This is a genomic window from Mesorhizobium sp. 131-3-5 (assembly GCF_016756575.1).
Lineage (GTDB): Bacteria > Pseudomonadota > Alphaproteobacteria > Rhizobiales > Rhizobiaceae > Mesorhizobium > Mesorhizobium jarvisii.
The window spans coordinates 1-24,419 of record NZ_AP023255.1 but is presented as its reverse complement, the minus strand read 5'-3'; the positions used below and the strand labels follow the sequence as shown (position 1 = coordinate 24,419).

Sequence of the window (24,419 nt, the reverse complement as noted above, 5' to 3'; positions counted from 1 at the left end):
AAGGGACGGGTAATTCTATGGCCAATGTTTCGAAGCTTCTCTACTCCAGTACCGCGTCGGCACCGCATTTTCTCACCAACATCAAGGCCGAGGACGACGATTTGCGCCTGGCCCGGCAACTGATCCGGGACCACCTGCGCGCCGCCTTCGAAAAAGGCGGCGTTGCTGCATTCGGCTTGGCGATCAGGCCGCGCTTCTTCACGCAGGGCAGCCACGCCTATAAGACGCTGAACGACCCGGCTTGGACGCCGCCGCAGCAGAAGGACTTGGACGACGGTTGCTACCTGCCCATGTCCTTCGTGAAGGGACCGGGGCCAGTCGGTCGATCCAAGCCCTCCGTGGCGGCCGATGCGTTCTTTCAGTTCGTCGACCAGGCGCTGATCGAACTCACCGCCCAGCACGACGGCTGGCGTTTCGTCAGGAAGCCGACCTGTGCGCGCCTGATCATTTCCAAGTCGGCGCACGTCGATGTTCCGCTCTACGCAATTCCGGATGCGGAATTTGTTCAGCTTCAGGAGCGCGTCAACAAGCATGTTCTCGCATCCGAGGATGCGAAGCGGCCGGACCGTTGGGACGCGCTGCCAGAAGATGCCGTCTTGCTCGCCCACCGTGAGGAAGACTGGATCGTTTCGGATCCGCGCAAAATCCACACGTGGTTCCTTGAGGCGGTGGACACGTATGGCGAAGTGCTGCGTCGCGTTTGCCGTTACCTGAAGGCCTGGCGCGACCACCACCAGCCGCACCTTGACAGCGTCTCCTCGATCCTCCTGATGGCCTGCGCCTTCATGGCCTTTGAGGAGAAGACCCGCCAGTTGCTGCCGAGCCGCGAGGACGAAATTCTCCTGCTGGTCGTCAAGAGGCTGCCTACCCTCCTGAACCAGGACATTGCCAATCCGGCCGTGTCTTCGGAGAACCTCAATCGGATGGCAGCCGAGCAGCGCAAGCTTGCCGTATCCAAGGCGGAAGAGTTCCATACACGCCTGTCCCATGCGGTGACGACCAGTACGGTTGCCAAAGACGCGGTCGCCAACATGGTGTTCATCTTCGGTGAACGCCTGCCGGACCGTCCTGACCTCGTGACCATCGCCGAAACCGCAACCGTGACGATTCTGTCCCAGCCGCGCAAGGAAGTTGCCGCTCCCGTGGTCGGACGCTCGACGAGTGGCTGACCTGCGCCTCGTCAGGGTTCATGATGCCCTGACCCAGCGGGGGTTCAAACGGAACTGGCAGCTGCCGGAACGGTCTGTGTACTCCGGAATTTTGGACACCGGTGGCCTCGATATCCCTGTCGATATCGAGGTCACGGACCTTGATTTCGTCACCTATCCTTCGATTCGGTTGCATGCCTCGTGGAAAGCACCGGCGCGCAAGCTGCCGCATATCATCGGCCCCAATTACCTAGTGTGCTACTATGCCCGTGGCGCTGTCATCCTTGACCGCTACAATCCCGGCGGCACGGTCCTGCAGTGCCTCGACCAAGCCGAGCGCGTGTTGCGTGACGCCATCCGGGGTCGCTCCGATGGCGATTTTGCCGATGAATTCCAAGCCTACTGGGGCACCGTTGCCGCATATATCGACCTACCGGACGGATACGAGGGCCCGGCCACTGTCAAATACATTACCCTCGTTGACGATGGTAATCCGGTTCCGGTCGTCGCGACCGACCGATCGTGGCTTGTTGAGCGCGACCGCAGGCGCCATGTCGACAAGAGCGATGGCGAACGGGTCGAGGTGATCCGGATCGACAGTCCCCTTTCGGTCGACCCGGCCTTGCCGTGGCCGCCGACCTCGTTGCTGGCGCTTAACAAGTGGCTTGAAGGCGCCGCGCCCGAAGCCCTCGGCAGGGTCGAACGCCTGTTTACGACCGGCAGCGGTTTGCTGCGCGCGGTCGTGCTCTCAGCCGAAAACGGCCATTTCTATTATCGGGCGACGCTGCCGACACGTTTCCGCACCAAGGAGTTCCTGAACAACCGGCGCGTCGCCCTGCCGCGCATCCTGGCGCAGGCCGCGAAGGACGTCGAAGTTGAGCAGGCCAGCGGTATCTTGGCTGACCGCGCACATGTTTTCAGTCGCAATCTGGGTGGGGCCCACAACCTCTCCGATGCGCGCATCGCCCTCATCGGTTGCGGCACGATCGGTGGGTTTCTGGCCCAACAGCTGGCGCAGTGTGGTTGCGGCTCCGGAAAGGGTGGCCTGACCCTTTATGATAGCGAGAAGCTCAGCCCGGCTAATCTTGGCCGGCATGTGCTCGGCGTGCCTTTCATTGACCGCAACAAGGCGGTTGGGGTGGCGGAATTCCTCAAGACCCAGCTGCCGCCACTCGACATGACGGCGCGTGACCGTGACTTTACATGGGACGACCTGACCCGTGACAGCTACGACTTGGTTATCGACGCGACCGGCGAGGAAGCGTTTTCGATTGCGCTCAACGCGCATGCGGTCCAGGGCCGCCCTGATACCCCGGCCGTACTGTTCGTGTGGCTTGCCGGGAATGGGGCTGCAGCCCGGGCCATCCTTACTGGTTCACCCGATCATGCGTGTTTCAAATGCTTGAAGACAGACCTGATCGGCGGGGAACGGTTCCCGACACTCAAAGCCGGCGTGGAGGTCGCACTGCTTAACGTACGGGGTTGCGGCGACACCGCTTTCGCGCCCTTTCCTGTGACCCGGGCGGTGACGGCTGCTGCGATGGCATGCGACATGATCCTCGACTGGTCGAATGGCGGCGCATTCCACCATTTCCGGGCCCAGGTTTTTGATGAACGTCTTGCACGGCTCACCAAGAGCGGGACCCCAGGACCGCTTGGCCAGTGCCCGGCCTGCGGGGCGCACCATTCGTGATCCGCGGATGGTCACAACAGCGTTATGTGATGGTTGCGCACGTGGTCTTGGCCACGATCGGCACGTTTCTTATCGGTGATGAACGGCGCAGCGAGGCCGGGGGTATCCTGATCGGCAGCTATCGTGGGAGCCATGTCGAGGTCGTGGGGTGCACGGTGCCGATGCCGCTCGATTTGCGCAGCCGCTACTGCTTTGACCGGCGGGATCCCGGCCACCAAGCCGCGGCGCTGAAAGCATGGCATGCGAGCGGCAGGACCGAAACCTTTGTTGGTGAGTGGCATACTCACCCCGAGCCCCACCCTACGCCCTCTGGTCGCGATCGACAGACGTGGGCCGATATCATGAAGAAGAACTCCAACCCGTTGGTCTTCCTGATTGGCGGATGGGAGAGCTTCTGGTGGGGGGTCGGCGAACGCGGCTTGGTCGTGGAGGCCGTGCCTCTGGACAGCGAGCCTAGCGCATTCTTGGCCGCGGTAGGGAGCCTGCCATGAAGAATTGCCCGCGTAGGGGCCCTTCGTAGGCTATGTCATCCGGCTCGACCGGCGGGCTGTCGAACCCAGCCACAGCGACATGTCCGCGCCAGCTGTCCCACAACCCCGCGCCAACCCAAGACCCTCTGATAGTCAGAATGGCGTAACCCTCGAGCTTAAAGACGGGCCACCGGGGTGGAAGATTAATGAACTACCTATGTTTCGATTAAGCGCTCGCAACTGACTTCCGCATATACAAAGGCGTCAAGTCCACGACATCGTCAGGCCGTGAACAAATTAATCGAGATGGACGATCACGCGATTGCGGCCGCCAGTCTTCGCTTCATACAGGGCTATATCCGCGCGCTTTATCAATCCGGCAACAGTATCGGCCCCCACGAAGATAGAGGACACGCCAATGCTGACCGTGACTTCGATCGCTTTGCCATCATAGCCGACGGAGAACGGCATTTGGGCGATTTCGACGCGAATGCGTTCCGCAACCTTTTCCGCCACTGCACAGTTGGTATCCGGCATCACCACGACGAATTCGTCGCCCCCGTATAGACATGCAAGATCAATACCGCGCACATTCTTGTGCAGCCGGCGCGCGCACTCGCGCAAGACGTCGCTGCCTGCATCATGACCGTACGTGTCGTTGACCAACTTCAGGAGGTCAACGTCGGTGATTAGTATCGACAGCGGACGTCGGCGGGCCACGGCTCGGTCGAACAGGGTCTGTAGGTGGCTGTCTAAGTAACGTCGGTTGCGCAGCCCTGTTACAGGGTCGATCACCGCCATCTCGATGGTCTGGGTGACGCTGGCGCGCAGTTGGTCGTTGTAGCGCTTGCGGCGCACCTGGGTGCGCAGCCGCGCCGTCAGCTCCTGCTGGTCGATCGGCCGCATCAGATAGTCATTAATGCCGAGTTCGAGGCCGCGGATTATGCGCTCCTCCTCGCCCTTGTCAGCCAGCAGGATGATCGGCAGGAAGCGGGACCGGTCGAGCGAACGCAACTGCGAGCACAGCCGTAGCGGATCGAAATCGGCAAAGGCGGTCGAGATCAGCACGCACTCATACGGTGTTTCGGCAGCTCGGAAGAAGCCGGTATGCGGATCGGTGACAATGTCGAGCTCGGCCTCACCGTACAATATTTTCTGGATGTGTTCGAAGGAAGATTTGCGCTCGTCGACCAGAAGCGTTTTCGGATTCGCTCCATCAAACATGGACCTACCGTTCAAGAGATCCTCGATACCGATGTCGTGGGTCGTCGAAACCCGCAGGCGCAGTTCATCGGTCAGCAACTTCAGCCTGACTAGGCTCTTAACCCGCGTCATCAACTGCAGGTCGTTGATCGGCTTGGTCAGGAAATCGTCAGCGCCGGCCTCAAGGCCACGCACGCGATCCGTAACCTCGTCAATTGCGGTGATCATGACTACGGGGATATGCGAAGTCGCCGGACCGCTCTTCAGTCGCTTGCAGACCACGAACGCGTCCATGTCGGGCATCGTCACGTCGAGCAGTACCACATCAACCTTGCCGTTTTCACAGGTCTCGATGACATCAAACTCATTGGACGCCGTCAGCACCTCAAAATATTCGGCCAATAGCCTGACCTCGAGAAACCGCACATTGGCAGAGATACTGTCGACGACGAGGATTCGCGCGGTCATGACAAGCCCGGACTAGAGTTTAATTTAACACTATCGACTACAATAGATGCAAACACCGAGCACTAGACGTGCGTTCGGCCAACAGTGTTACCACCATCTCCCGTGCGCGTATTTCCAAAAATAGGATTGCCAGTGCCATGGCGCGTGGTGTCAGCTTTGAGGCTGCGGTAGTGATTACGTCAATGGCCGAAAGAAGGCGCAAAACTGCCGTCCTCTCAGCAACAACCCCGACCATCAGTGATATCGGGTCCTCACTGAAAAATCGAAGTTGAACTGCACTAATTCCCATACTCGAGTTTTGGGTATAGTTTGTTGGGCGGGAGGACTTGGTACGTGGGGGCGGCGCGCTTTTTAGGACGGGCAACAATCGAGATTCCACAAGACTTTCAGCGTTTTGTGGAAGGCGCGTTAATGCGACTACAAGTCCAATATCCGTCGCTGCGGTTTTCGGCCTCCAGTCAGGGCGTAGCGGTAGAAGAGCTTCCGCCGGACAGGCTAGACGATCTGCGAAAGAACGTCCTTCACGCCATCTATCGTGAGAAGATCTACTTGGAAACGCTTCCGCTACGACATGCGTTGATCGGGGCGGTCACCGCCAGATGACCGTGTGGCCGCTCAAATTTAGAGATCTCCCGAACGGAACGCTCCTGTTTAGCGACGATGCCGGTGGGTTCTTTCTCGGAAGCGGCGAGTTTCTAGGGAGATACGCACGCGATGCGCTCTCACCCGACGACCTGAGATTTCTTCGAGGCAATGGACATACGTTTGAACGCGAAGGCGATCCTGATTGGACATCCTTTGCCTATCGTTGGGCGGGCAGGCAATCGAAGCAGCAAGAGCTCTCGTATCTCATTCTCGTCCCGACTTTGCGTTGCAATCTGACATGCGGCTATTGCCAGGTTTCCCGGGCCCCTGAGGCCGCGCGGGGCTTCGACTGGTCCAACGAAACATTGTACGCCTCCCTCGACTTCATCGGCAATTTGAAAAGTCCGGACATTAAGATCGAGTTTCAGGGCGGGGAGCCTTTGCTTCGCGTTGATCTCCTCGAGCAAATTCGGGCTTTCACCCGTTCAAAATTTCCGCGCAGCCAGTTTGTCGTTTGCACCAACCTCCAGCGCATGGGCGAGGTGGAGTGGGCCTTTCTTGATCAACCGGACACGTTCGTTAGCACGTCATTGGACGGGAACCACGAGACGCATACCCGGCAGCGCACTGGCGACGGCCTGGCTACGGACACCTTCTTCGAAAACATGGCTGAAGGTGTGAGGCGCCTCGGGCCCGGCAAGGTGTCCGCCCTGCCAACCATCGATGTGGAGCGTCCGCCGGATTTCGAAGATCTCGTAGGCAACTTCGAGCGCCATGGGATACAGTCGATATATCTGCGGCCGATAAACCACCAAGGCTTTGCGCGCAGGCGGAAGAGCGATCCCAATGCGATCGCTCAATGGAACGCACTCCACTCAGGTTTCATCGATTACCTCATAGAGCGTAATCAACGCACTGGCCGATACGTTGAAGAGTACTATTTCAGCCAGTGCCTGCGGCGATTTTTGAGATCAGGCACCGACGACCACGTCGATCTTCGCAATCCGAATTTCTTCGCGTCCGACTACATCGTTGTCGATTACGATGGGCAGTTGTATCCGACGGACGAAGCCAGGATGCTGTCGCGGATCGGGCGTGTCGACCTCTCGATTGGAACAGTGACCGGCGGCATCGATCAGCAAAAGGTGCAGCTCCTCAATCGAGCATCGATCAACAATTTCGATGCCGACTGCATCCACTGTGTTTATCAGCCTTTTTGCGGCACTGACGTCGTCGACGATTTGTCGCGCGACGGCCGTATCGATCTCATTCGCAGTGAGACGTGGTTCTGCAGACGGCATATTTCTATATTCGACAAAGTCGTACAGGTGATGACGCGTCGCGACGACGCAGCTCGGCGATCCGTCGCCAAATGGGCCAGAGTTCCGTCCTGGGGAGATCACATGGTCGCGGTCCACGCATGATCCCGCTTCGCCTCAAAATCGAGACTGACGCGATCGATCCATATGTGGTTCGGCTCCGGTCCTTCGAGGGCGTTGCCCACGACACGCCAACGCTCAGCTCGTTCGATGCCGTGCTGGGTTACGCAACCGGCGAACGCGCAGACTTTTCGAGCGGAGCGGGAACCCTCCGGGTCTTCGGAATAGACGCCAGTGATGTAAATGGCGACGTGCTGTTCGTTGTGCCTCGACGTGGGACTGCACACCGTCTTATCCGGGCAAATTCCCGTCACAACACACTGCTGGTCACTGAACGGTGCGACCAGCTTTGCCTGATGTGCTCGCAGCCACCGAAAAAGCAGCATGTCGACATGTTCCCGTATTTTGAGACGGCAGTCCTGCTCTCGCCAGAAAACGCAACGATTGGTCTATCCGGCGGAGAGCCGACGCTGTTCAAATCGGAGCTGCTGGAATTCCTAGGACGAATGCTAGCAGAGCGGCCCGACATTGATTTCCACGTTCTGACCAACGCGCAACACTTTGACCGCGATGACCTGGCTAAGCTCGGCGAGCTGGATTTAAATCGTGTCCTTTGGGGTGTTCCTGTCTACTCGAGCGATCCTTACGTTCATGACCGGATCGTGGCAAAGCCAGGCGCGTTCGACAAAGTCAGAGAAGGCCTGTCAATCCTTTGTCAGGCGGGCGCAAAAATCGAATTGCGTACGGTGCTTATGAAGCCGAATGCAGCCGGTCTGGCGGATCTGGCCGGGTTCGTGACGACATCGCTGCCGTTCGTCGACAAGTGGGCGATCATGCAGCTTGAGAACATCGGCTACGGCAGGCAGAACTGGGACTCGTTGTTCTTCGACAGTTCCAGAGGTTTTGACACGGTTGGAAAGGCGCTCGATCTCGCCATCAGCCGCGGAATCAACGCCATGCTGTATAATTTCCCGCTATGTACTCTTCCGCCCAACTACAGAACATTTGCTCCGTCGACGATTTCAGACTGGAAGCGAACCTACGTCTCGGAGTGCGCTGGTTGCGGACTGCGTGACGATTGCGGCGGCTTCTTCGAATGGCACCCCAAAGCGCATGGGTATGAAAGGTTCGGCGTCACATGAGAAAGCGGCTCTTTACTATCCCGTCGTTGCTCGTAGCCGGCTTCATGCCAATCGAGAGCACCGCAATGCCGATCGCTCCATTCAATGATGGAGGCAAGTCGAAATCATTGTTCGACATTTTCAAGCTGGATCACAAGTTCACATTGGCCGGTCATAGGTCGCACTCGAGCCACAGCTCCCACAGCAGCCATCGATCCTCTACGGGAGGCGGCACCTACTACCCGCCGGCCGCACCCGTCTATCAGGCTCCGGCACCAGTGTATCAACCGCCCTCGCCAATCTACCAGGCGCCGACCGCCACTGCCCCGGCTGCAGCACCTCTGATCGTGCTTCCCGGGAACGCTGCCAAGTTCAAGGAGATCGTCCTCCAGGTTCAGTTCGCGATGCTGTCGTTCGGTTATTACAATGGCGAGTTGGATGGAAAGATGAGCCCTGCGATGCGATCTGGGCTCCTGAAAATGCAGTCGGATTACAATCTGAAGGTAACAGGCACCATTACGCCGGAGACACTAAATGCCTTGCGCATTACAGCGGATTAATTTCACCGAATGATTCATTTGAGCAAACAGCGGGACTACCCCGGACTGGCGTCCCCGTCATTCTTCGACGGATAGATCCACCCACCAAATTGCGACGATGCTGGCTTTTAGCAAACCGCGAGACTGATCTCAGGGCCAACACAAACGGCAATCCCAACGTCAGCATCGCTAACAACGAGTCTGCTTTCGGCAGGTGGTTAAGTCGGAAGGAATGATCGAGATGAGGCGCATGCGCGGTGAGTTTGACCGCGGCGAGGCATCCCGCATTAGTCTAGCGGACTGCCTGAACGCACGGCGCGTCGCGTGTTCAATGACGTGATCGGGCTCGGTCTATTGGCGTCGGAAACGCCCAAGGGCCCAGTGTCGCTACGCTTTCCGGCGGACGTTCTGGACGCGCTGTTTCCGAAGCTGCTTCCGGAAACGTAAGATCATAGAGCGCTCACGATCTTACGTCGCTTCTCCTCCGCCTCGTCCAAGATCTTCACCAGTTCATCCGGAAGGGGGTTCTCCGGTTCAGGCAAATGCGCGAGATGGCGCCATCTTCTGTCCAAGGCCTTCAAGGAAACCTCATCCGTCATCCCTCGTTTGGCCTGCGACCAGAACAATGCACGAAGTTCGGGAGAAATCGGCTTTTTCTCCTCCAACCGTTTTGCCAACCAAAGGGTGACATCCACCAACTCCAGACCGGCGCTTTCATCTCCTGGCATGAACACAGGCGGCGTTTCCGGCATGTGCGAGTAATCGGCCTTGGGCATGCCGGGACCCATATCGGACTTATGGCCTCGCAATCTCCGGTACCATTCGGCCAGTTCTGCTTGGGCGCCGTTGAACTCCGTTTGCCGATCCACCGTTATCCGGTTGACCCGGCTATTTTGCGCGTTGGATTGTGTGGCGATCGCCTGCAGGACCGACTGAAAACCGATCAGGTTCGGCGATATCTGCAACGTCGATTCATAATTGCTGGAGCCGAAGCTGATCTCTTTGGGGTTGGCTGCTGCCCATTTGATAGCACCCGCCACAAGCTCCCTTGATCGCGCATCCGGCAATCGGTCTATGCGCTCGAGGAGGGCCGCGTAAAGCTTCCTGAGCTTCTCCTCACAACGTGCGGGGTTCTGTTCGCGCCTGGCACTCCATGCCTCTTTCGCCAAGTCTTCGTCGAATAGGAACGACACCTTGAATAACAGGACATACCGCATGGGCGTCCAATAGTGATGCCATGGAACGGCGTCATTCAAGCCCGAATCAAAAACCTGATCGAAGAAGGTGATGATCGCATGGTCCGGCTTCGAAACCTTATAGAGAGAAAACCGCAGATCGTTCTTTTTGCTGAACCGGGCTAATCTTTCGGCGATTGGCGTCAGACGGCCGACACCGAGTTCATTGGCGTGGAGGCGTTTAACCCCAAGATCCCGCCGCAATTCTTTCAGCAGAGGCTCGGCAATGACGTCGAGATTCGCGCGGCAGCCCAGCACACCGTAATAGAGCTTCGGCTGGTTCGCGTCGAACAGGTTTAGCCCTGTATTGCCGCTTTCGTCGACGAAATAAAACACCGTGGAAGTCCTCAAAAAGCGGGGGCCGCATTGGAGCAATAACTTGGCTGGCGATATGTCGCCGAATGTAGAGATCGAGACAGATCGCTACAAGCAGCCCTCGCCCGCAGTATTGCACAGCTCAGTAAAATGGTCTCCCGGCGGAGCTACCCCGCCATGCGCAGCATCACCTCGTCGTGGCCGAGCGCATACAGCCTGTCGGCCGACAAACGGCGCTGATCAGATTCATGTCCGAAATTGCCTACAAATTTCGGACTGAACAACCCTCGCTGACGCTATTCCTAAAGCGATTTGGCTATGGAAAAACGGGATGCACCGCAAAGCACAGCCACGGCTTCGGTCGTGTCGAGCTATGTTTCCGTATCGGCTCCGGCTTCCTCGTGGGCGCCAGCCAACTCTGGCATGATGTCGCCTGCCAGCAACTTCTCTTTCGACAGCAACCCAGCGTCTTCGAGTGACTCGAAGTCCGGCAGATCACGCAATGTGTTGAGCCCGAACTCCAGCAGGAAAGCTTTTGTCGTGACGTAGGTATATGGCGCGCCCGGCGTCGGGCTGCGTGGCCCGGAGGCGATGAAGCCAGCGCCGCGCAGGTGGCCGATCAGGTCGCGAGAAACTTCCTTGCCAAAAAAGCTCGATAGTTCTCCGCGGGTGATCGGCTGGAAGTAGCCAATGCACATCAGCACCAGCACCTCTGACTGCGTCAGGTCCACGGCACGCCCACCGCCGCCAGCGGCTGTGCCAAATGCACTGCGGATGGCATCGGCAAAGGCCGACCGGGTCAGGTGTTTCCAGCCGCCGGCGACGGCGACCAGGTCATAAGGCCGGCCGCGCAGCTCCTCGCGGATGTCGTCGATGAGGAGATCAATGCTGCAGGTCTTGCCGACGATCCTGGCGAGCATCTCGCGACCAACAGGCTCGCTCGCCGCGAAGATGGTGGCCTCGACGCGCTGCATCCATTCCCGCCAACGCGCCTCCGGCGGCAGGTGATCCAGCTCGCGGTCAAACAGCTGGTCAGCTGATCGACGGTCATCTGACCGGCTCCCCCCTCGCCTGCGCGCTGCTTCCACCATCGCTCTCAGATCCCGTAGATGCGGAAGGTCGGGCGGCCGGACAGCTCGCGCACGGCGCCGAGTTCGACCAGCCTGTCGAACAGGCGGCGCAGGCCGCGGTCGCTCATCCCAGCGATCTTCTCCGAAGCGACGACCGCGTCGTCGGAGAGGAGTCTTTCGACGACCATGTCCGCCGCCTTGGCCCGGAGTTTTGGAGCGACCATAATCAGGCGCTCCGCGCGCCGCTCAAGCTCGGCTGAAAGATCAATCGCACGTAGCGCAGCGCGCGCCTGCGCGGCAAGCAGACTTTTGGGACGCTCAGGATCTGCCTCAATTTCTGTCACAACAGAGCTGGCTGCCGATCGACGCGGGCGAACGCTTGTGCCCAAGGCCGCTTCGGCGCCCAGCAGCGGCACAGCGTGGCTCCAACCCAGCCGTTGCGCTAGCAGGGCGTCGGCGAGCCAACATCCGAAGGTGCGTGCGAAGCCATATCTTTCGGCAGCCGTGAACGCGCCGGTCAGCATGTCGACCATTCCCATGCTCGCGGAAAGCTGTCGAAGATCATCTGACAGTTCGCCGACTGCGTCGTCGTCGCGGCGGAGACCGAGGTCATCCAGCACCGCGCCGATGCTCGCCTCGGTCAGCAGTTTCTCGGCAGGCGTGCCGGCCAACCGGCGCCAGGCAAGCAGCATCGATCCGGCAGGGCCGACGGACAAAAAAACGCCCGGGCGTGTGAGCAGCACGGCGTCCCGCAACGCATTTTCATCTTCGACGCGGCCGGCCTGCTTTGCCGTTGCCGCGGCCGCCGCAAGCGCCAGCCGCTGCCGCCAGGCGCCGGCCCAACGCTCCTGCCGGCGGACCACCGCATCGAGCGCGCCGATGGCAGCGCCGACAACGAGCGCCACATCCTCTACGTGTTTGCTCGCAAGGCCTTGCGCATCGGGGACTGCGCGGCGCAGCCAGGCCGGCGCCGTTGTCGTCGGCGCGATCGAAGGGGCAGAGACAAGCGTGAGATAGTGGCGCGGGGAGGGTTTAGGTCGCAGAATCATTGCAAGCACGATGAATCATGACGGCGCTTTTAGCAACGAAAATAGGCAAAAAGCGCTGCGCCTGTCGACAGAATAAAACGAATGATAATGTTGCATTATCGTTCGTTATTGACATGTACCGCATGAAACTGTACATCTTGACGCCATGCCCCCGAAATCATACAGTCAAGCCTCAGAAAAGCGAAGGATTCGCCCTATGCCCCGCTCCGCCGTCCCTGACAGCCAGCGCATGTCGTTTCGCATCAAGCCCGCCGACAAGGCGGTGATCCTGCGCGCTACGCAGTTGGCGGGCGCCGCCGGGATAACGGATTTTGTCCTGCGCACCGTCCTCGACGCCTCCCGCGAGATTATCAAGCGCAACGACCGAATCGTTTTGTCCGAACGCGACGGACTGCGCGTTCTGGAGGCGCTGGAGAACCCGCCCGCCCCCAACGAGAAGCTTATCGCGGCGGCGCGGGCGTTGCCCGCCGATCTATGAGCCTGCCGCCCTGGGGCGAAGAGCCCGTCGCCCGGCACGACCGCGACAGTTTCGATTGCGGCGATGCCGGCCTCAATGAATTTCTTCGTGTCCATGCGCGTCGCAACCATGAGCGGGGCGCCTCGAAGACATTTCTTGCCGTGGCAAAACAAGACGCAACGATTCTCGGTTTCTACACGCTGAGCCCCGCCGCTGCGGAGTTCGAGCGCGTGCCGGAGAAATTCCGCAAGGGCATCGGCCGTTATGAGATCGGCGGCTTCCGGTTGGCGCGCCTCGCCGTGGCGCGGTCGATCCAAGGTGGGGGACTGGGCGGCCAGTTGCTGCTTGCCGCGGCGTTGCGCTGCATTCGGGCAGCGGCCGAGGTTGGCGGAACACTGATGTTCATCGATGCCAAGAATGAGCGTGTGGCGGCATGGTATCGATCCTACGGCGCCCTGGGTCTGGAGGATCGTCCTTTGTCGTTATTCCTGCCGTTGGCGTCATTCGAGGCCGCGCTTCGCCGTGGCGGGAGGCTTTGATCATGACGGCCACCGACAGTTCCAAAGGCGCCGGACAGGACGACGATCTACCGGACGTGGTCGAGATTGTCCGTGCCATGGGACTTGATGCGATGGGCGACGACACGGAACCCCCCGCCCCTGCCCTTCCGGCAGCCGCACTTCATGCGGATGATGGTCCGCGCCTGCCGGCGCATCTCGAGAAGCTCGCCGATCGAGCTCGGGATTATGTCGAGGCAGCCAGTTCAGCAAACACCCGCCGCGCCTACGCCGCCGACTGGAAGCATTTTTGCGCATGGTGCCGTCGCCAGTCTATTGACACGTTGCCGCCGGATCCGCAGACCGTCGGCCTCTACATCACGGCTCAGGCCTCGGGATCGGAGCGCGACAAAAAGTCAGTGGCGACGATCGAACGCCGTCTCTCCTCCCTGACCTGGAATTATACGCAGCGTGGCCAACCGTTGGATAGAAAAGACCGCCACATCGCCACCGTGCTGGCCGGCATTCGCAACAGCCACGCCTCCCCTCCCCGACAAAAGGAGGCCGTCCTGCGCGACGATCTCATCGCCATGCTGGAGACGCTCGACCGCGGCACCCTGCGCGGCCTGCGTGACCGCGCCATGCTGCTTTTGGGCTTCGCCGGCGGCTTGCGCCGCTCCGAAATCGTCGGCCTCGATCTTGGCCGCGATCAAACCGAGGACGGCCGCGGCTGGGTCGAGTTTTTTCCGGACAAGGGCGTGCTGGTGACGCTGAGGGGCAAGACCGGCTGGCGCGAGGTCGAGATCGGCCGCGGTTCGTCCGACGCCACCTGCCCGGTTGTCGCGCTCGAGACCTGGCTGAAGTTTGCCCGCATCGCGCATGGCCCATTGTTTCGGCGTGTCACGGGGCACGGCAAGGCGGTTGGTGCCGAGCGGCTCAACGACCAGGAAGTGGCGCGGCTGGTCAAGCGCACCGCCCTGGCGGGCGGGGTGCGCGGTGATCTGTCGGAGGGCGAGCGGGAGATGAAATTTTCCGGGCACTCGCTGCGCGCGGGCCTCGCCTCCTCGGCCGAGGTCGACGAACGCTACGTGCAAAAGCAGCTCGGGCATGCCTCGGCCGAGATGACCCGAAAGTATCAGCGGCGCCGCGACCGATTCCGGGTCAATCTCACCAAGGCGAGTGGCCTGTAGGAGGTCGGGAAAGCCCCCTCCCTTCCCCGTTTGAATCGAACAAGGAGTGCTTTCCCGTCAAAAGCCCGGCATGATCAGTCTCAACGACGGAAAATAGGTCCGTATCGGCCGATATCGTGGGCTGCGCGAGGAGAAACGGCTTGCCCAGAGCGTGACGCTGCAAGCCTCGAGGAGTGTTTTGGCGCGAACGCAATACCCATCGCGCTCCTGACCCGAATTGGCCAAACAAATCGTAAACGCAGGAGCGCGCATCGGTGGAAACCAGGATCATCGACAGCCGTAACGATTTTGCGCAATGGGCCATCGACAGGTCCAATGCGATCGTGACGGATCAGGGTTCGGAACTCGCCACCGCGGCCCGCAAGGAAAACGAAGCCCAGATCGCTGAGACAGCACAGGCGCTCGGCCAGGCGATCGTCGATGCGCTGATGGAGGCGTTCGACGGCCTCGCCGGCGACGAATGAACCACCGCTTGGCCGGCACGACTGACTGCGCCAACGGAAACGACGGCCGGTACGCGCGCTCCCAAATCGATCCAGCCATCATGACTTCAAACTGCGCTGAATCCGCCTCGGCGGCATCGCGAGAGCCTCGCGCGTCCTGCGGATTCTCAAAGGAGGGCAGTCGTTGCCGGCTTGCCGGCTGGTGATGCCAACGTATATACTTCATGAGTATCTAGCCCCCAGGAGGCCAAGCATGCCGAAAGAGGCGGTTTTCACGATGAAGCTCGAACCGGAGCTGCGCGACGCCTTCATGGCCGAAACCGAAGCCGACCATCGGCCGGCATCGCAGGTGGTTCGCGAGCTGATGCGTGATTACATTGAGCGCCGGCGCGAAGAGCGGGAGTATGACGAGTTCCTCCGCCGCAAGGTCGAGGTCGCGCGGTCCTCGATGCGTGCCGGCCGAGGCCGGACGAATGATGAGATCGAGGCTGACTTCGCCGCCCGGCGTGCCAAGACGGCAAGCCAGGCGTGAGGGTCGTATGGACGCCAGAGGCCGAACAGGACCGAGCCGACATTTGGGACTACATTGCGGCCGACAGCCCGTCAGCGGCCGCTCGGATGGACCAGCTTTTCAGCGACGCGGCGGCGAGGCTGGCGGATTTCCCCAGGCTCGGCCGCACCGGAAAAATCAGCGGCACGCGCGAGCTGATTCCACATGAGAGCTACCGTCTGGTTTACCAAGTCGAAGGCGAAAACTTGTGGGTGCTGGCCCTGGTGCATACAGCTCGCCGCTGGCCGCCGACGAAAGAGTAAGGCATGGGGAAATTCGGGCTGGAATTTCAGCCTGGCGCTTCAATAGAAATCGGAAACTGTAGGCTAAAGCGTTTCATCACTTTCGCTCTTAGCGACAGTGATTGATCTCGCCGCCAGGATCAGCGAGAATTCTCACCTGGGCGGCTCTGAAACGCAGGGCTTTGTTGCTCTTCGTCGACCTAATTTAATGAATTCACTCGCCTCGCTTGAGTGGACCACCTGCATGCGAGGAGCGCCCGAATGACAGTAGAGCCGATCCGCCTGCCCGATACCCGCCACCGTCGAGGCCGAGCTCGCACCTCAGGAGGGCAGTCGGCCGATGCCCAGCTCGCCCTGCCCCAACAAGGCCTTTCCAGGTTTTGCCTTCACCGTCCTGACCATCGATGATCCTTATTGGCGGAACCCTCACGCCGTTATCGCTGCTGACGGCACGCGCTGCGGCGACGATCGCGCCTGGGTCGAGAGGCAGCTGGCCGAACTAACGGCGATCTCACCGCCTTCTGAAACCGGTATCGCGAGGACGGGTAGAAGTTCGCCGAATGGCGCGGCGCCAGCGCCTTCGCCTTTGCACCGACCGGGCCGGGCGTCGCCGACTTCGTGCAACTCTCGCTCGGCCGCGAAGTCGAGGTTCTGGCCGGTCCGGTTGTTGACCAAGATTATCGCCCTTATACCGCCGACGATCTTTTGGACCCGTCCTGGGTGAAACGCGAGCCCGATGTTGGCGCACTGACGCTCGCCGGCCCGTTCTATCGGCTAGGCACCCGCGCCACCGGCGGCGTCGTTGACATGAGGAGTGTCCCGGTGCGCAGAGCGCGCATCGACCAGGCACAGCGCGAGGCGACCCGTTCCGAACTCGAAAACCCATCATCCGTGAGGTCGGCCTCGACGGCACTCGCGACGCCGCGTTTTTAGATGCCAATCCGGACTGGTCCGATTTCATGCCGCGCGAGAGCCGAACCTCTTTTTTGCCGACTGGGAGCGGTCGAGCGCATGCATCCACGGCACTTTGACCATTGGGCCTTTGACATCCAAGATCTTGAGCATCGTGGCCGGCTCGAGATCGGTCTTATCCCGCGGCCGCTCAAATTGCCTGCCGAGAAGCTGGTGTTGGAAGAAAGCATATCGGCGCACCGGCTGATGGAGCGGACCGAGGCGATCGACGTCGAGATTAGCCTGCCCTTCGCCTGGTACTTTCTAATGACGCACGGAACTGGGTCGATCCGGACGCCGGCGAGGCGATCGGTCAAGGGCTGCGCCTGATCGAGATGCCGCAGTGCTGCTCGCCTGGGCCGACCGGCGCTATCTGTTCTAAGCGTCGACGGATGAACATCTGCCGAAGGCACGTAATCGACCATAAACTGCGCCTTGCGGAGGCGCTCGATGCGGTGGTGAGATTTCGACCGGCGCGACTTTCTGGCCGAGATCCTCTCCGACGACGATATCGCGAATCTCCTTTAGCTGCGGCTCCGGGACTATAAATCCAAAAGGCCAGCGGTAGTCACGCGGGGGCCTACGTCAGGGGCCTTCGTCCATGATGGCTAGGGTAAGTAGTTTCACGTGAGTCGAATCCGGCAGACAAAGTTGACTGCAGTCAACTGGGGGCGACATCTCTGTTAACCTCTCGTTAATATTAAATTTGTTGCCGGAACGAGAGAATCAGAGCTACATGCGGTTGGTGGGCCGTAACGGCTTTCAAAACGCATGTGCGGAAGATTTCGATGAATGTGATAATCCGGGAAGAGATCGCAGAGGTCGATCTGCTAATCACCCAGCAGGCCAATGACCTCTCTGCAATGCTGCACGAACATCGGCTCGAAATGTTCCCGCCGAATGCACAGAAAACCTTGCGACCGTTCCAGCTGTCGGAGGCTGCGCAATATCTCAATGTAACGAGCGGGTATCTCAAGAATTTGTCTCTCGAAGGGAAGGGGCCGCAGCCGATGGTAACACCGTCCGGCCGCCGGTCCTACACGGCCCTGCAGCTACTGGAGATGCGCCAGTATTTGGATCGAAACAGCCGGGCGGCAGCGAAGTATGTTCCACACCGTCGGAGCGCGGAACACCTGCAGATAATTGCGGTCGTCAATTTCAAGGGCGGCTCCGCAAAAACGACGACGGCAGCCCACCTGGCGCAGCATTTGGCACTGACCGGGCACCGAGTTCTAGCCATCGACCTTGATCCGCAGGCCTCGCTTTCCGCTCTGCACGGCTTCCAGCCGGAGATCGACCACAATGAATCCCTCTACGAAGCCTTGCGCTATGACGACGAGAGAAAGCCGCTGTCGGCGCTAGTGCAGAAGACCAACTTCCCGAATCTCGATATCGTGCCCGCAAATCTCGAGCTGCAGGAATTCGAATACGATACTCCCCTGGCCCTCGCTCAAAAGGACGGCTCCATGGGCCGCATCTTTTTCGGACGTCTCGACGAAGCCCTGGGGGATGTTGCAGACCACTACGATGTTGTCGTCATCGATTGCCCACCTCAGCTCGGTTATTTGACACTGACGGCGCTCTCTTCATCTACCGGCATCCTGATCACCGTGCATCCACAGATGCTCGATGTGATGTCGATGTGCCAGTTCTTGCTGATGATGGGCGAGGTCATGGGCACCCTGAAGAGGGCGGGAGCCAACATGCGGCTCGACTGGCTTCGGTACCTTGTTACCCGCTACGAGCCTACCGACGGCCCCCAAAGCCAGATGGTCGCCTTCATGCGATCGCTGTTCAAGCAGCATGTGCTCGTCAGCGAGATGCTGAAAAGTACCGCGATCTCCGATGCCGGGATAACGAAGCAGACGCTCTACGAGGTCGAACGCTCCCAGTTCACCCGGTCAACGTATGACCGCGCGATAGAATCGGTGCATCGCGTCAACTCTGAGATAACTGAGTTGATCCACAAGGCATGGGGGCGCTGATGTCCAGGAAGAACTTGCTGACCTCATTTACGGATCGAAAGTTGACCGCAGTCAACTCAGATCCGGCGAGTGATCTCTCGCCAGCAATGGAGCGAAACCGCAGCCGCGGTGCTTTCGGAGCCATTACGAGGTCGATCGACGAGCTAGCCGAGAAGGCGCAGGCGGCAAAAGACATTGAATCTCGACTCCTTGAAGGCGCTACGGTCATCGAACTCGATCCTGACACGATCGACGTCTCGTTCGTTTCAGATCGCATAGGTGATGATAAGGAGGCCTTTGACGATCTGGTGGAAGCCATCCGGCAGAGGGGGCAGGATAGTCCAATCCTAGTGCGTCCACATCCGGGCGTAGTCGGCCGTTACATGACAGTATTTGGCCACCGGCGGGCACGGGCTGCTAAGGCGCTCGGGAGACCGGTGAAGGCGGTCGTCAAGGAACTGGACGATAGGGACCATGTTATCGCCCAAGGCCAGGAAAACAGCGCCCGGGCTGATCTCTCGTTCATTGAGAAGGCCGTTTTTGCTGGCAACCTAGAGCGCAACGGCTACGACCGCGAAGTCATCATGGCAGCATTGTCAGTCGACAAAACAGTCGTCTCGAAGATGATTTCTGTCGCCAAGGACATCCCGGCTGAAATCATCAACGTGATCGGAGCCGCCAAAAACAGCGGCCGAGACCGTTGGTACGATCTTGCCAAGAAAGTCAGGGAGGGGGGCGTTGCCGTCAAGGAATTGATGGCATCCCCCGATTTCAAAGCAGCTCCAAGCGATGACCGATTAGAAATGCTGGCCCGGCATCTGGCGGGAAAACCCTCAGGCAAGATTCCGGCACCCAGACGGCCGATCAACTCCTGGGCACCGACGGATAGATCAGTTAGCGTTACACTGAAGAAGTCCGCGAAAAAGGCCATCGTCACCCTTGAGTCCCCGGACGGGCCGCGTTTCGCTGAGTTCATCACCGGACAACTGGACGATCTCTATGTGGCCTTCCGGATGTCCACCAAGGAAGCAACTGGAGACTGAAACCGCAAAAGAAAAAGGCCCCCGAACGTCACCGTCGCGGAAGCCCTTCTCAACCATAAGCAAGCTGAGAATCGCATTTCCCCGAATCACTGTCAAGAGTCATTGGCGTCGTTTCGGCGAGCAGATTTCTTTTGCCTGATAGAGGGTGAAAGAAAATGGAGACGGGTATTGCGACGACGCCCTTTGGGCGGCGGCCGATGTCGCTTGCCATGCTGGCAGCGCAAAACGATTCACGTGAAATCCCCAAGGGCAGGGTGGTCGACAAGTGGCAGATTTACCGCAACCTCTGCGAAGGCAAGAGCATTGTCGGCATCGGCGACCGTGCCCTGGCCGTGCTGAATGCGTTGCTATCATTCTATCCTGACAGCGAATTGAGTGAGGAAAACGACCTCATCGTTTTTCCCTCGAACGCACAGCTGTCGCTCAGGGCGCATGGTATGCCCGATGCCACGCTCAGGCGGCACCTGGTCGCGCTTGTCGACTGCGGGCTGATCATCCGTCGGGATAGCCCGAACGGCAAGCGTTACGCCCGCAAGGGCAGGGGAGGGGAGATCGAGGAGGCATTCGGCTTCTCCCTGGCGCCGCTGCTGGCCCGTGCTTACGAGTTCCAAGCGGCGGCCGAGCGTGTACGCGCCGACAACAGGGCACTCAGGCTTGTGCGCGAGCGGATCACCTTGCACCGCCGGGACATCCACAAGCTGATAGAGGCGGCCCTTGACGAAGAGGTCCCGGGCGACTGGGGAGGCCTGTGGAAGCGCTTCCGCAGCGTTGTGGAGGCAATTCCGCGCCGAGCTTGCATAGTCGAGCTGGAGCCTATCGTTGCCGATCTGGCCGCCTTGCGTGATGATGTGGATAAGCTGCTGGAAATTCATATGGATTCCACGAATCCGAGCGGCAATGACTCACAAAACGAGCGGCAGCAATCTGATTCAAATACCGACTCTACTTTTGAATTTGAACCTGCTTTAGAGAAAAGCGGGGCGACGGTCGAGCCAAGGACGAGGACCGCAGAGGCGCCGAAAACATACCCGCTGGGGATGGTGCTGAAGGCCTGCCCCGAAATTGCGGATTATGCCGTCGACGGGATCGGCAATTGGCGCGATCTCATGATAACCGCGGCTCAAGTGCGGGGATATCTGGGCGTTTCGCCGTCAGCGTATGAGGAGGCCTGCCATACGATGGGCCAGGAAACCGCTGCGATCGTGATTGCCTGTATCCTCCAGCGGGCACAGCACATCAATTCGGCCGGCGGATACCTGCGCGTCCTGACCGACAAGGCCAGGGCAGGGGCGTTTTCGGTCGGGCCGATGCTGATGGCGGCACTGAAGGCGAATGGCGTTACGGCGAGGATGGCAGGATGAGAAATGCGAGCGCCGCACACTTGATAACCGTGCCAGGTCGTATTTATCGACGCGCCGAGGATGGTAGATTCGCACGGGACGTTCCGCACAGTGTCGGTTTTACTTCGCGACTTCAATCGCTTGAGGGGAGGGGGCTTTCAGAGCCCCGACGCTTGGTAAGGTTGGTCCGGAACCGATCGCGTCGGCGCTGATATTTGCGGGTCATCTCGGCCGAGGCATGGCCGAGATGCTTCTGCACGTAGCGCTCCTCGATGTCGGCCGAAGAGGCAAGGCCGGCGCGCGGCCAAAACGGATCCAGCTCTCGAGCGCGGCGACCGGGCAAGTCTGGGCGGATGCGCCGAGGCCGACCTCAACCTCGCGCCAGCCGGTTTTTCCGCGCAGCGTCACCAGCACGCCCTTTTCGGCAAAAATCTCGATCCAGCCGGCGCCATCACTCTTGTCGTCACGCACGACGTCGAGGCCGACGATTTCCGAGCGGCGCAGGCCGCCGGCGAAACCGAGGAGGAGGATCGCCCTGTCGCGCAGGCCCCTCAGATCGTGGCCGAGCGTGTTGACCATCGCCTCGATGTCGTCTCCGAGCACGGCTTCCTTCTGCCGCGGCGGTTTTGCGTGCTTGCGGCGGGTGCCGGCGAGCACGGCGGCGATGTGGCGATCGGCGCGGTCGAGCGCAAACCCGCGCTGGGTAAAGTTCCAGGCGAGACCGGTGAGGCGCCGCTCGATCGTCGCGACGGAGAGCGATGGCAGGCCGCGTTTCGGATCGCCGGCAGCGCAGGCACCGATGTAGAGACCGATGACCTGGCTCGAAGGCGGCAGCGGATCGAACCCGTCCCGACGGCACCAACTGGTGAAATGCCGCCAGTCCTTGGCGTAGGCGTCTCGCGTATTCTCGGAGCTGGCGGCCTTCGCGTAGGCGGTCGCGGTCTCGACGAGGGCTTCCAGACGCGCTGGCGACGTTGAGGAGCCCATTTCCATGACCAGGTCGACGATATCGGGGAGATCGCCATCCAGATGGTCGGCACGCGGGAGGTCGATTTTGGCGGGTGTCGGCTGACCGTTTTTCATGAGACTGCCAAATGCGTGTTCAATGGGTTGGTGGATTCGTATCCATTAGGATGATTCACTTTGGATCAGACTGAGCAGCGCACGCGGCCGGCAATGGTCCGTCTCGATGACAGCGAGCGAACGCACAATTGCCGCGGCGAGGCGCCTGAATCCAGTCATCTGGGCCGATCCGTCCACAGCACCAGTGCGAGAATCTGCTGAACCAGGACGAGCAAGCGCCGCAAAAGCGTGCGTTTGCGGGCTTTTCCAGCGATCTGGGGTGAACAGGAACATGATTCTGGCAGGCTAGCGCCATACGTCCGATAATGCATTATCGTTCGTTTTATTGTGCCGACAAGCGCAGCGCTTTTTATCCAATTCTGTTGCCAAAAGCGCCGCCATGATTCATCGTGCTTTCGATGATTCTGCGGCCCCAATCCCTCTCGCGCCACCCTGGTCCGCTCCCTGGAGCGCCAATCGCCACGCCGGCGGTCCTCGTCCCGACCTGGCTGCGCCGCGCCGTCGCCGATGCGCAAACCGTGGCGGGCAAAGACGTTGAGGATATCGCGCTCGTTGCAGGTGCCGCCATCGGCGGGCTCGATGCAGTGGTCCGCCGGCAGGAGCGATGGGCCGGCGCCTGGAGGCAGCGGCTGGCGCTTGTCGCCGCAGCGGTGACGGCAAGGCAGGCTGGGCGCGTCGAAGGTGAAAGCGCGCTGCGCGACGCCGTGCTGCTCACGCGACCGGGCGAATTTTTGTCCGTCGGTCCCGCCGGATCGATGCTGCTGGCTTGGCGCCGGCTGGCCGGCACGCCTGTGGAGAAACTGCTGACCGAGGCCAGCATCGGCGCGGCGCTGGATGACCTCGGTCTGCGCCGCGACGACGACGCAGTCAGCGACCTGGCGGACGATCTTCGGCAGCTTTCCGCGGGCATCGGAACGATCGGCATGCTGACCGGCGCGTTCACGGCCGCCGAACACTACGGCTTTGCGCGCGCCGTCGGGACCTGGCTCGCCGATGCCCTGCTGGCGCAACGGATGGGTTGGGCACATGCGGTGCCGCTGCTGGGCGCCGAAGCGATCGTGGGCAGAAGCGGTCGCCCGCGTCGATCGGCAGGCAGCTCTGTGACGACAGGCCTTGCGACAGATCCTGAGCGTGCCAAAAACCTGCTTGCCGCGCAGGCACGCGCGGCGCTACGCGGCATTGATCTTTCCGCCGAGCTCGAGCGCCGCGCGGACCGGCTGCTTGCCGTTGCGCCAAAACTCAGGGCCAAGGCAGCGGGCGCTGTCGTCGACAAGCTCCTGTCCGATGATGCGGTCGTAGCCTCGGAAAGGATCGCAGGCATAAGCGATCGCGGCCTGCGCCGCCTGTTCGACCGGTTGGTCGAACTCGGTGCCGTGCGCGAGCTGTCGGGCCGCCCCACCTTCCGCATCTACGGGCTGTGACGACCATGGCGGAGGCAGTGCGCAGGCGAGGTGGGAGCCGGTCAGATGAGCGTCGATCGGGCGAACGGCGATCAGCTGACCAGCTGTTTGACCGGGAGCTGGATCATCTACCGCCGGAAGCGCGCTGGCGCGAATGGATGCAGCGCGTCGAGGCAACGATCTTTGCAGCCAGCGAACCGGTGACACGTGAGGTGCTTGCGCGGGTCGTCAGCAAGAGCTGCAGCATCGACCTTTTGATCGACGACATCCGCGAGGAGCTGCGCGGTCGACCCTATGACCTCGTCGCCGTCGCCGGTGGCTGGAAGCACCTGACCCGGCCGGCCTATGCCGACGCCATCCGCTGTGCGGTCGGCGGTAGCGAGCGTGCTGTAGACCTCACGCAGTCAGAGATGCTCGTGCTGATGTGCATCGGCTACTTCCAGCCGATCACCCGTGCCGAGTTGTCGTCTTTCTTCGGAAAGGAGATCAGTCGCGATTTTATTGGTCATCTGCGCGGTGCCGGCCTGATCGCTTCCGGTCCGCGTAGCCCGACGGCGGGCGCGCCCTACACCTACGTGACGACAAAAGAATTCCTGCTCGAGTTCGGGCTCGACACGCTGCGCGACCTGCCGGATTTCGAGGCGCTGGAAGACGCCGGCCTACTCAGCAAGGAAAAGCTGTTGGCGGGTGACATCATGCAAGAGTTGGCTGGCGCCTACGCGAACGCCGGAGCCGATATGGAGGAATAGCTCGGCGCGAGCGACGCTATGGCTGTGCTTTGCGGGTGCGTCCCGCTTTTCCATAGCCAATCTGGCGCCAAGGCGCCTATGTCCGAAATTCGTAGGCAAATTTCGGACATTGATCCGATCAGCGGCGTCAAGCAGCGGTATGCGGCCTGTGCACCGCTGCCGCCCAAAAATTCGTGGCCACGGGCAAGCCCAACTTGAGACCCCAGAGAGAACGCTCGTGAGCGACGTAGGCGAG

At 60.4% G+C, this 24,419-nt stretch carries 23 protein-coding genes and 1 pseudogene; 19 read left to right on the top strand and 5 right to left on the bottom strand.

Annotated features, from left to right (window positions below; genetic code table 11):
• The first annotated feature begins 17 nt into the window (after positions 1–17).
• From JG747_RS32670 to JG747_RS32660, 3 genes are read left to right on the top strand one after another with little or no spacing between them, the layout of a single operon-like run.
• Complete coding sequence (locus JG747_RS32670) at positions 18–1,169, top strand: CBASS cGAMP synthase (protein ID WP_136620901.1); 1,152 nt, start codon at positions 18–20, stop codon at positions 1,167–1,169.
• Positions 1,162–2,841 carry a ThiF family adenylyltransferase gene (locus JG747_RS32665; RefSeq protein WP_199201399.1) on the top strand — a complete coding sequence of 560 codons (1,680 nt, stop codon included), beginning with the start codon at positions 1,162–1,164 and terminating at the stop codon, positions 2,839–2,841. Before JG747_RS32670 ends, JG747_RS32665 begins: the two co-directional genes overlap by 8 nt.
• Before the next feature lie 47 nt (positions 2,842–2,888).
• A complete protein-coding gene (locus tag JG747_RS32660) occupies positions 2,889–3,332 on the top strand; it encodes a Mov34/MPN/PAD-1 family protein (protein ID WP_202362408.1) in 444 nt (147 codons plus the stop codon).
• Between the two features lie 276 nt (positions 3,333–3,608).
• On the opposite strand, the gene JG747_RS32655 is transcribed toward JG747_RS32660, so the two are convergent.
• A complete protein-coding gene (locus JG747_RS32655; protein ID WP_199201397.1) occupies positions 3,609–4,982 on the bottom strand; it encodes a PleD family two-component system response regulator in 1,374 nt (457 codons plus the stop codon).
• A gap of 599 nt (positions 4,983–5,581) precedes the next feature.
• Here JG747_RS32655 and hxsB point away from each other — a divergent pair.
• The 3 genes from hxsB to hxsA are packed head-to-tail and all read left to right on the top strand — an operon-like array spanning position 5,582 to position 8,627.
• Entirely contained in the window at positions 5,582–6,991 is a 1,410-nt protein-coding gene (gene hxsB, locus JG747_RS32650) for a His-Xaa-Ser system radical SAM maturase HxsB (protein WP_199201395.1), read from the top strand.
• A complete protein-coding gene (gene hxsC, locus JG747_RS32645) occupies positions 6,988–8,088 on the top strand; it encodes a His-Xaa-Ser system radical SAM maturase HxsC (protein ID WP_199201394.1) in 1,101 nt (366 codons plus the stop codon). The genes hxsB and hxsC overlap by 4 nt, the downstream gene beginning before the upstream one ends.
• Positions 8,085–8,627 carry a His-Xaa-Ser repeat protein HxsA gene (hxsA, locus tag JG747_RS32640; protein WP_199201393.1) on the top strand — a complete coding sequence of 181 codons (543 nt, stop codon included), beginning with the start codon at positions 8,085–8,087 and terminating at the stop codon, positions 8,625–8,627. Before hxsC ends, hxsA begins: the two co-directional genes overlap by 4 nt.
• Positions 8,628–9,055: 428 nt before the next feature.
• On the opposite strand, the gene JG747_RS32635 is transcribed toward hxsA, so the two are convergent.
• The 3 genes from JG747_RS32635 to JG747_RS32625 all read right to left on the bottom strand — a co-directional run bounded on the left by JG747_RS32635 (position 9,056) and on the right by JG747_RS32625 (position 12,275).
• On the bottom strand, positions 9,056–10,177 hold the full coding sequence (locus JG747_RS32635; protein ID WP_199201563.1) for a DUF3800 domain-containing protein: 1,122 nt from the start codon (positions 10,175–10,177) through the stop codon (positions 9,056–9,058).
• A gap of 350 nt (positions 10,178–10,527) precedes the next feature.
• Positions 10,528–11,247 (bottom strand): SMC-Scp complex subunit ScpB, encoded by a 720-nt coding sequence (gene scpB, locus JG747_RS32630; protein ID WP_199201392.1) that lies wholly within the window; start codon positions 11,245–11,247, stop codon positions 10,528–10,530.
• Positions 11,248–11,252: 5 nt separating this feature from the next.
• On the bottom strand, positions 11,253–12,275 hold the full coding sequence (locus tag JG747_RS32625) for a DUF1403 family protein (RefSeq protein WP_199201391.1): 1,023 nt from the start codon (positions 12,273–12,275) through the stop codon (positions 11,253–11,255).
• Between the two features lie 196 nt (positions 12,276–12,471).
• Here JG747_RS32625 and JG747_RS32620 point away from each other — a divergent pair, with 196 nt between their 5' ends.
• The 11 genes from JG747_RS32620 (at position 12,472) to repC (ending at position 20,973) form a co-directional block, all read left to right on the top strand.
• Entirely contained in the window at positions 12,472–12,753 is a 282-nt protein-coding gene (locus JG747_RS32620) for a type II toxin-antitoxin system TacA family antitoxin (RefSeq protein WP_128174838.1), read from the top strand.
• Positions 12,750–13,271, top strand: coding sequence for a GNAT family N-acetyltransferase (locus JG747_RS32615; RefSeq protein WP_199201390.1), 522 nt, complete (start codon positions 12,750–12,752; stop codon positions 13,269–13,271). The genes JG747_RS32620 and JG747_RS32615 overlap by 4 nt, the downstream gene beginning before the upstream one ends.
• A 2-nt stretch (positions 13,272–13,273) precedes the next feature.
• On the top strand, positions 13,274–14,419 hold the full coding sequence (locus JG747_RS32610) for a site-specific integrase (protein WP_199201389.1): 1,146 nt from the start codon (positions 13,274–13,276) through the stop codon (positions 14,417–14,419).
• 254 nt (positions 14,420–14,673) lie between these two features.
• Positions 14,674–14,883, top strand: coding sequence for a hypothetical protein (locus tag JG747_RS32605; RefSeq protein WP_199201388.1), 210 nt, complete (start codon positions 14,674–14,676; stop codon positions 14,881–14,883).
• 232 nt (positions 14,884–15,115) lie between these two features.
• Complete coding sequence (locus JG747_RS32600; protein ID WP_128174847.1) at positions 15,116–15,394, top strand: antitoxin of toxin-antitoxin stability system; 279 nt, start codon at positions 15,116–15,118, stop codon at positions 15,392–15,394.
• On the top strand, positions 15,391–15,675 hold the full coding sequence (locus JG747_RS32595; protein ID WP_199201387.1) for a type II toxin-antitoxin system RelE/ParE family toxin: 285 nt from the start codon (positions 15,391–15,393) through the stop codon (positions 15,673–15,675). Before JG747_RS32600 ends, JG747_RS32595 begins: the two co-directional genes overlap by 4 nt.
• Before the next feature lie 597 nt (positions 15,676–16,272).
• A complete protein-coding gene (locus tag JG747_RS37250; RefSeq protein WP_244748478.1) occupies positions 16,273–16,587 on the top strand; it encodes a hypothetical protein in 315 nt (104 codons plus the stop codon).
• Between the two features lie 78 nt (positions 16,588–16,665).
• Complete coding sequence (locus tag JG747_RS37245; RefSeq protein WP_244748477.1) at positions 16,666–16,935, top strand: hypothetical protein; 270 nt, start codon at positions 16,666–16,668, stop codon at positions 16,933–16,935.
• 458 nt (positions 16,936–17,393) lie between these two features.
• Positions 17,394–18,590: a plasmid partitioning protein RepA gene (gene repA, locus JG747_RS32585; protein ID WP_136620912.1), complete on the top strand. Its 1,197-nt coding sequence runs from the start codon at positions 17,394–17,396 to the stop codon at positions 18,588–18,590.
• Entirely contained in the window at positions 18,590–19,612 is a 1,023-nt protein-coding gene (gene repB / locus JG747_RS32580) for a plasmid partitioning protein RepB (RefSeq protein WP_168992083.1), read from the top strand. Before repA ends, repB begins: the two co-directional genes overlap by 1 nt.
• A gap of 155 nt (positions 19,613–19,767) precedes the next feature.
• The gene (gene repC / locus JG747_RS32575) at positions 19,768–20,973 is read left to right on the top strand and encodes a plasmid replication protein RepC (protein ID WP_199201386.1); all 1,206 of its coding nucleotides are present in this window, start codon (positions 19,768–19,770) and stop codon (positions 20,971–20,973) included.
• A gap of 112 nt (positions 20,974–21,085) precedes the next feature.
• On the opposite strand, the pseudogene JG747_RS32570 reads toward repC, so the two are convergent.
• Positions 21,086–22,035 (bottom strand): annotated as a pseudogene (locus tag JG747_RS32570) (tyrosine-type recombinase/integrase).
• A gap of 398 nt (positions 22,036–22,433) precedes the next feature.
• Between JG747_RS32570 and JG747_RS32565 the strand changes: the two are divergent.
• Together JG747_RS32565 and scpB (JG747_RS32560) are read left to right on the top strand one after the other, a co-directional pair.
• Positions 22,434–23,456, top strand: coding sequence for a DUF1403 family protein (locus JG747_RS32565; protein WP_199201385.1), 1,023 nt, complete (start codon positions 22,434–22,436; stop codon positions 23,454–23,456).
• Between the two features lie 5 nt (positions 23,457–23,461).
• Positions 23,462–24,184, top strand: a complete 723-nt coding sequence (gene scpB, locus JG747_RS32560; protein WP_199201384.1) for an SMC-Scp complex subunit ScpB — start codon at positions 23,462–23,464, stop codon at positions 24,182–24,184.
• The last annotated feature ends 235 nt before the right edge of the window (positions 24,185–24,419 follow it).

Excerpts from the sequence above, each read along its gene's own strand:
- JG747_RS32670 (WP_136620901.1), top strand. The coding sequence starts at position 18 with ATGGCCAATGTTTCGAAGCTTCTCTACTCCAGTACCGCGTCGGCACCG.
- JG747_RS32655 (WP_199201397.1), bottom strand. The coding sequence starts at position 4,982 with ATGACCGCGCGAATCCTCGTCGTCGACAGTATCTCTGCCAATGTGCGG.
- hxsB (WP_199201395.1), top strand. The coding sequence starts at position 5,582 with ATGACCGTGTGGCCGCTCAAATTTAGAGATCTCCCGAACGGAACGCTC.
- hxsC (WP_199201394.1), top strand. The coding sequence starts at position 6,988 with ATGATCCCGCTTCGCCTCAAAATCGAGACTGACGCGATCGATCCATAT.
- hxsA (WP_199201393.1), top strand. The coding sequence starts at position 8,085 with ATGAGAAAGCGGCTCTTTACTATCCCGTCGTTGCTCGTAGCCGGCTTC.
- scpB (WP_199201392.1), bottom strand. The coding sequence starts at position 11,247 with ATGGTGGAAGCAGCGCGCAGGCGAGGGGGGAGCCGGTCAGATGACCGT.
- JG747_RS32625 (WP_199201391.1), bottom strand. The coding sequence starts at position 12,275 with ATGATTCTGCGACCTAAACCCTCCCCGCGCCACTATCTCACGCTTGTC.
- JG747_RS32620 (WP_128174838.1), top strand. The coding sequence starts at position 12,472 with ATGCCCCGCTCCGCCGTCCCTGACAGCCAGCGCATGTCGTTTCGCATC.
- JG747_RS32615 (WP_199201390.1), top strand. The coding sequence starts at position 12,750 with ATGAGCCTGCCGCCCTGGGGCGAAGAGCCCGTCGCCCGGCACGACCGC.
- JG747_RS32610 (WP_199201389.1), top strand. The coding sequence starts at position 13,274 with ATGACGGCCACCGACAGTTCCAAAGGCGCCGGACAGGACGACGATCTA.
- JG747_RS32600 (WP_128174847.1), top strand. The coding sequence starts at position 15,116 with ATGCCGAAAGAGGCGGTTTTCACGATGAAGCTCGAACCGGAGCTGCGC.
- JG747_RS37245 (WP_244748477.1), top strand. The coding sequence starts at position 16,666 with ATGCATCCACGGCACTTTGACCATTGGGCCTTTGACATCCAAGATCTT.
- repA (WP_136620912.1), top strand. The coding sequence starts at position 17,394 with ATGAATGTGATAATCCGGGAAGAGATCGCAGAGGTCGATCTGCTAATC.
- repB (WP_168992083.1), top strand. The coding sequence starts at position 18,590 with ATGTCCAGGAAGAACTTGCTGACCTCATTTACGGATCGAAAGTTGACC.
- repC (WP_199201386.1), top strand. The coding sequence starts at position 19,768 with ATGGAGACGGGTATTGCGACGACGCCCTTTGGGCGGCGGCCGATGTCG.
- JG747_RS32565 (WP_199201385.1), top strand. The coding sequence starts at position 22,434 with ATGATTCTGCGGCCCCAATCCCTCTCGCGCCACCCTGGTCCGCTCCCT.
- scpB (WP_199201384.1), top strand. The coding sequence starts at position 23,462 with ATGGCGGAGGCAGTGCGCAGGCGAGGTGGGAGCCGGTCAGATGAGCGT.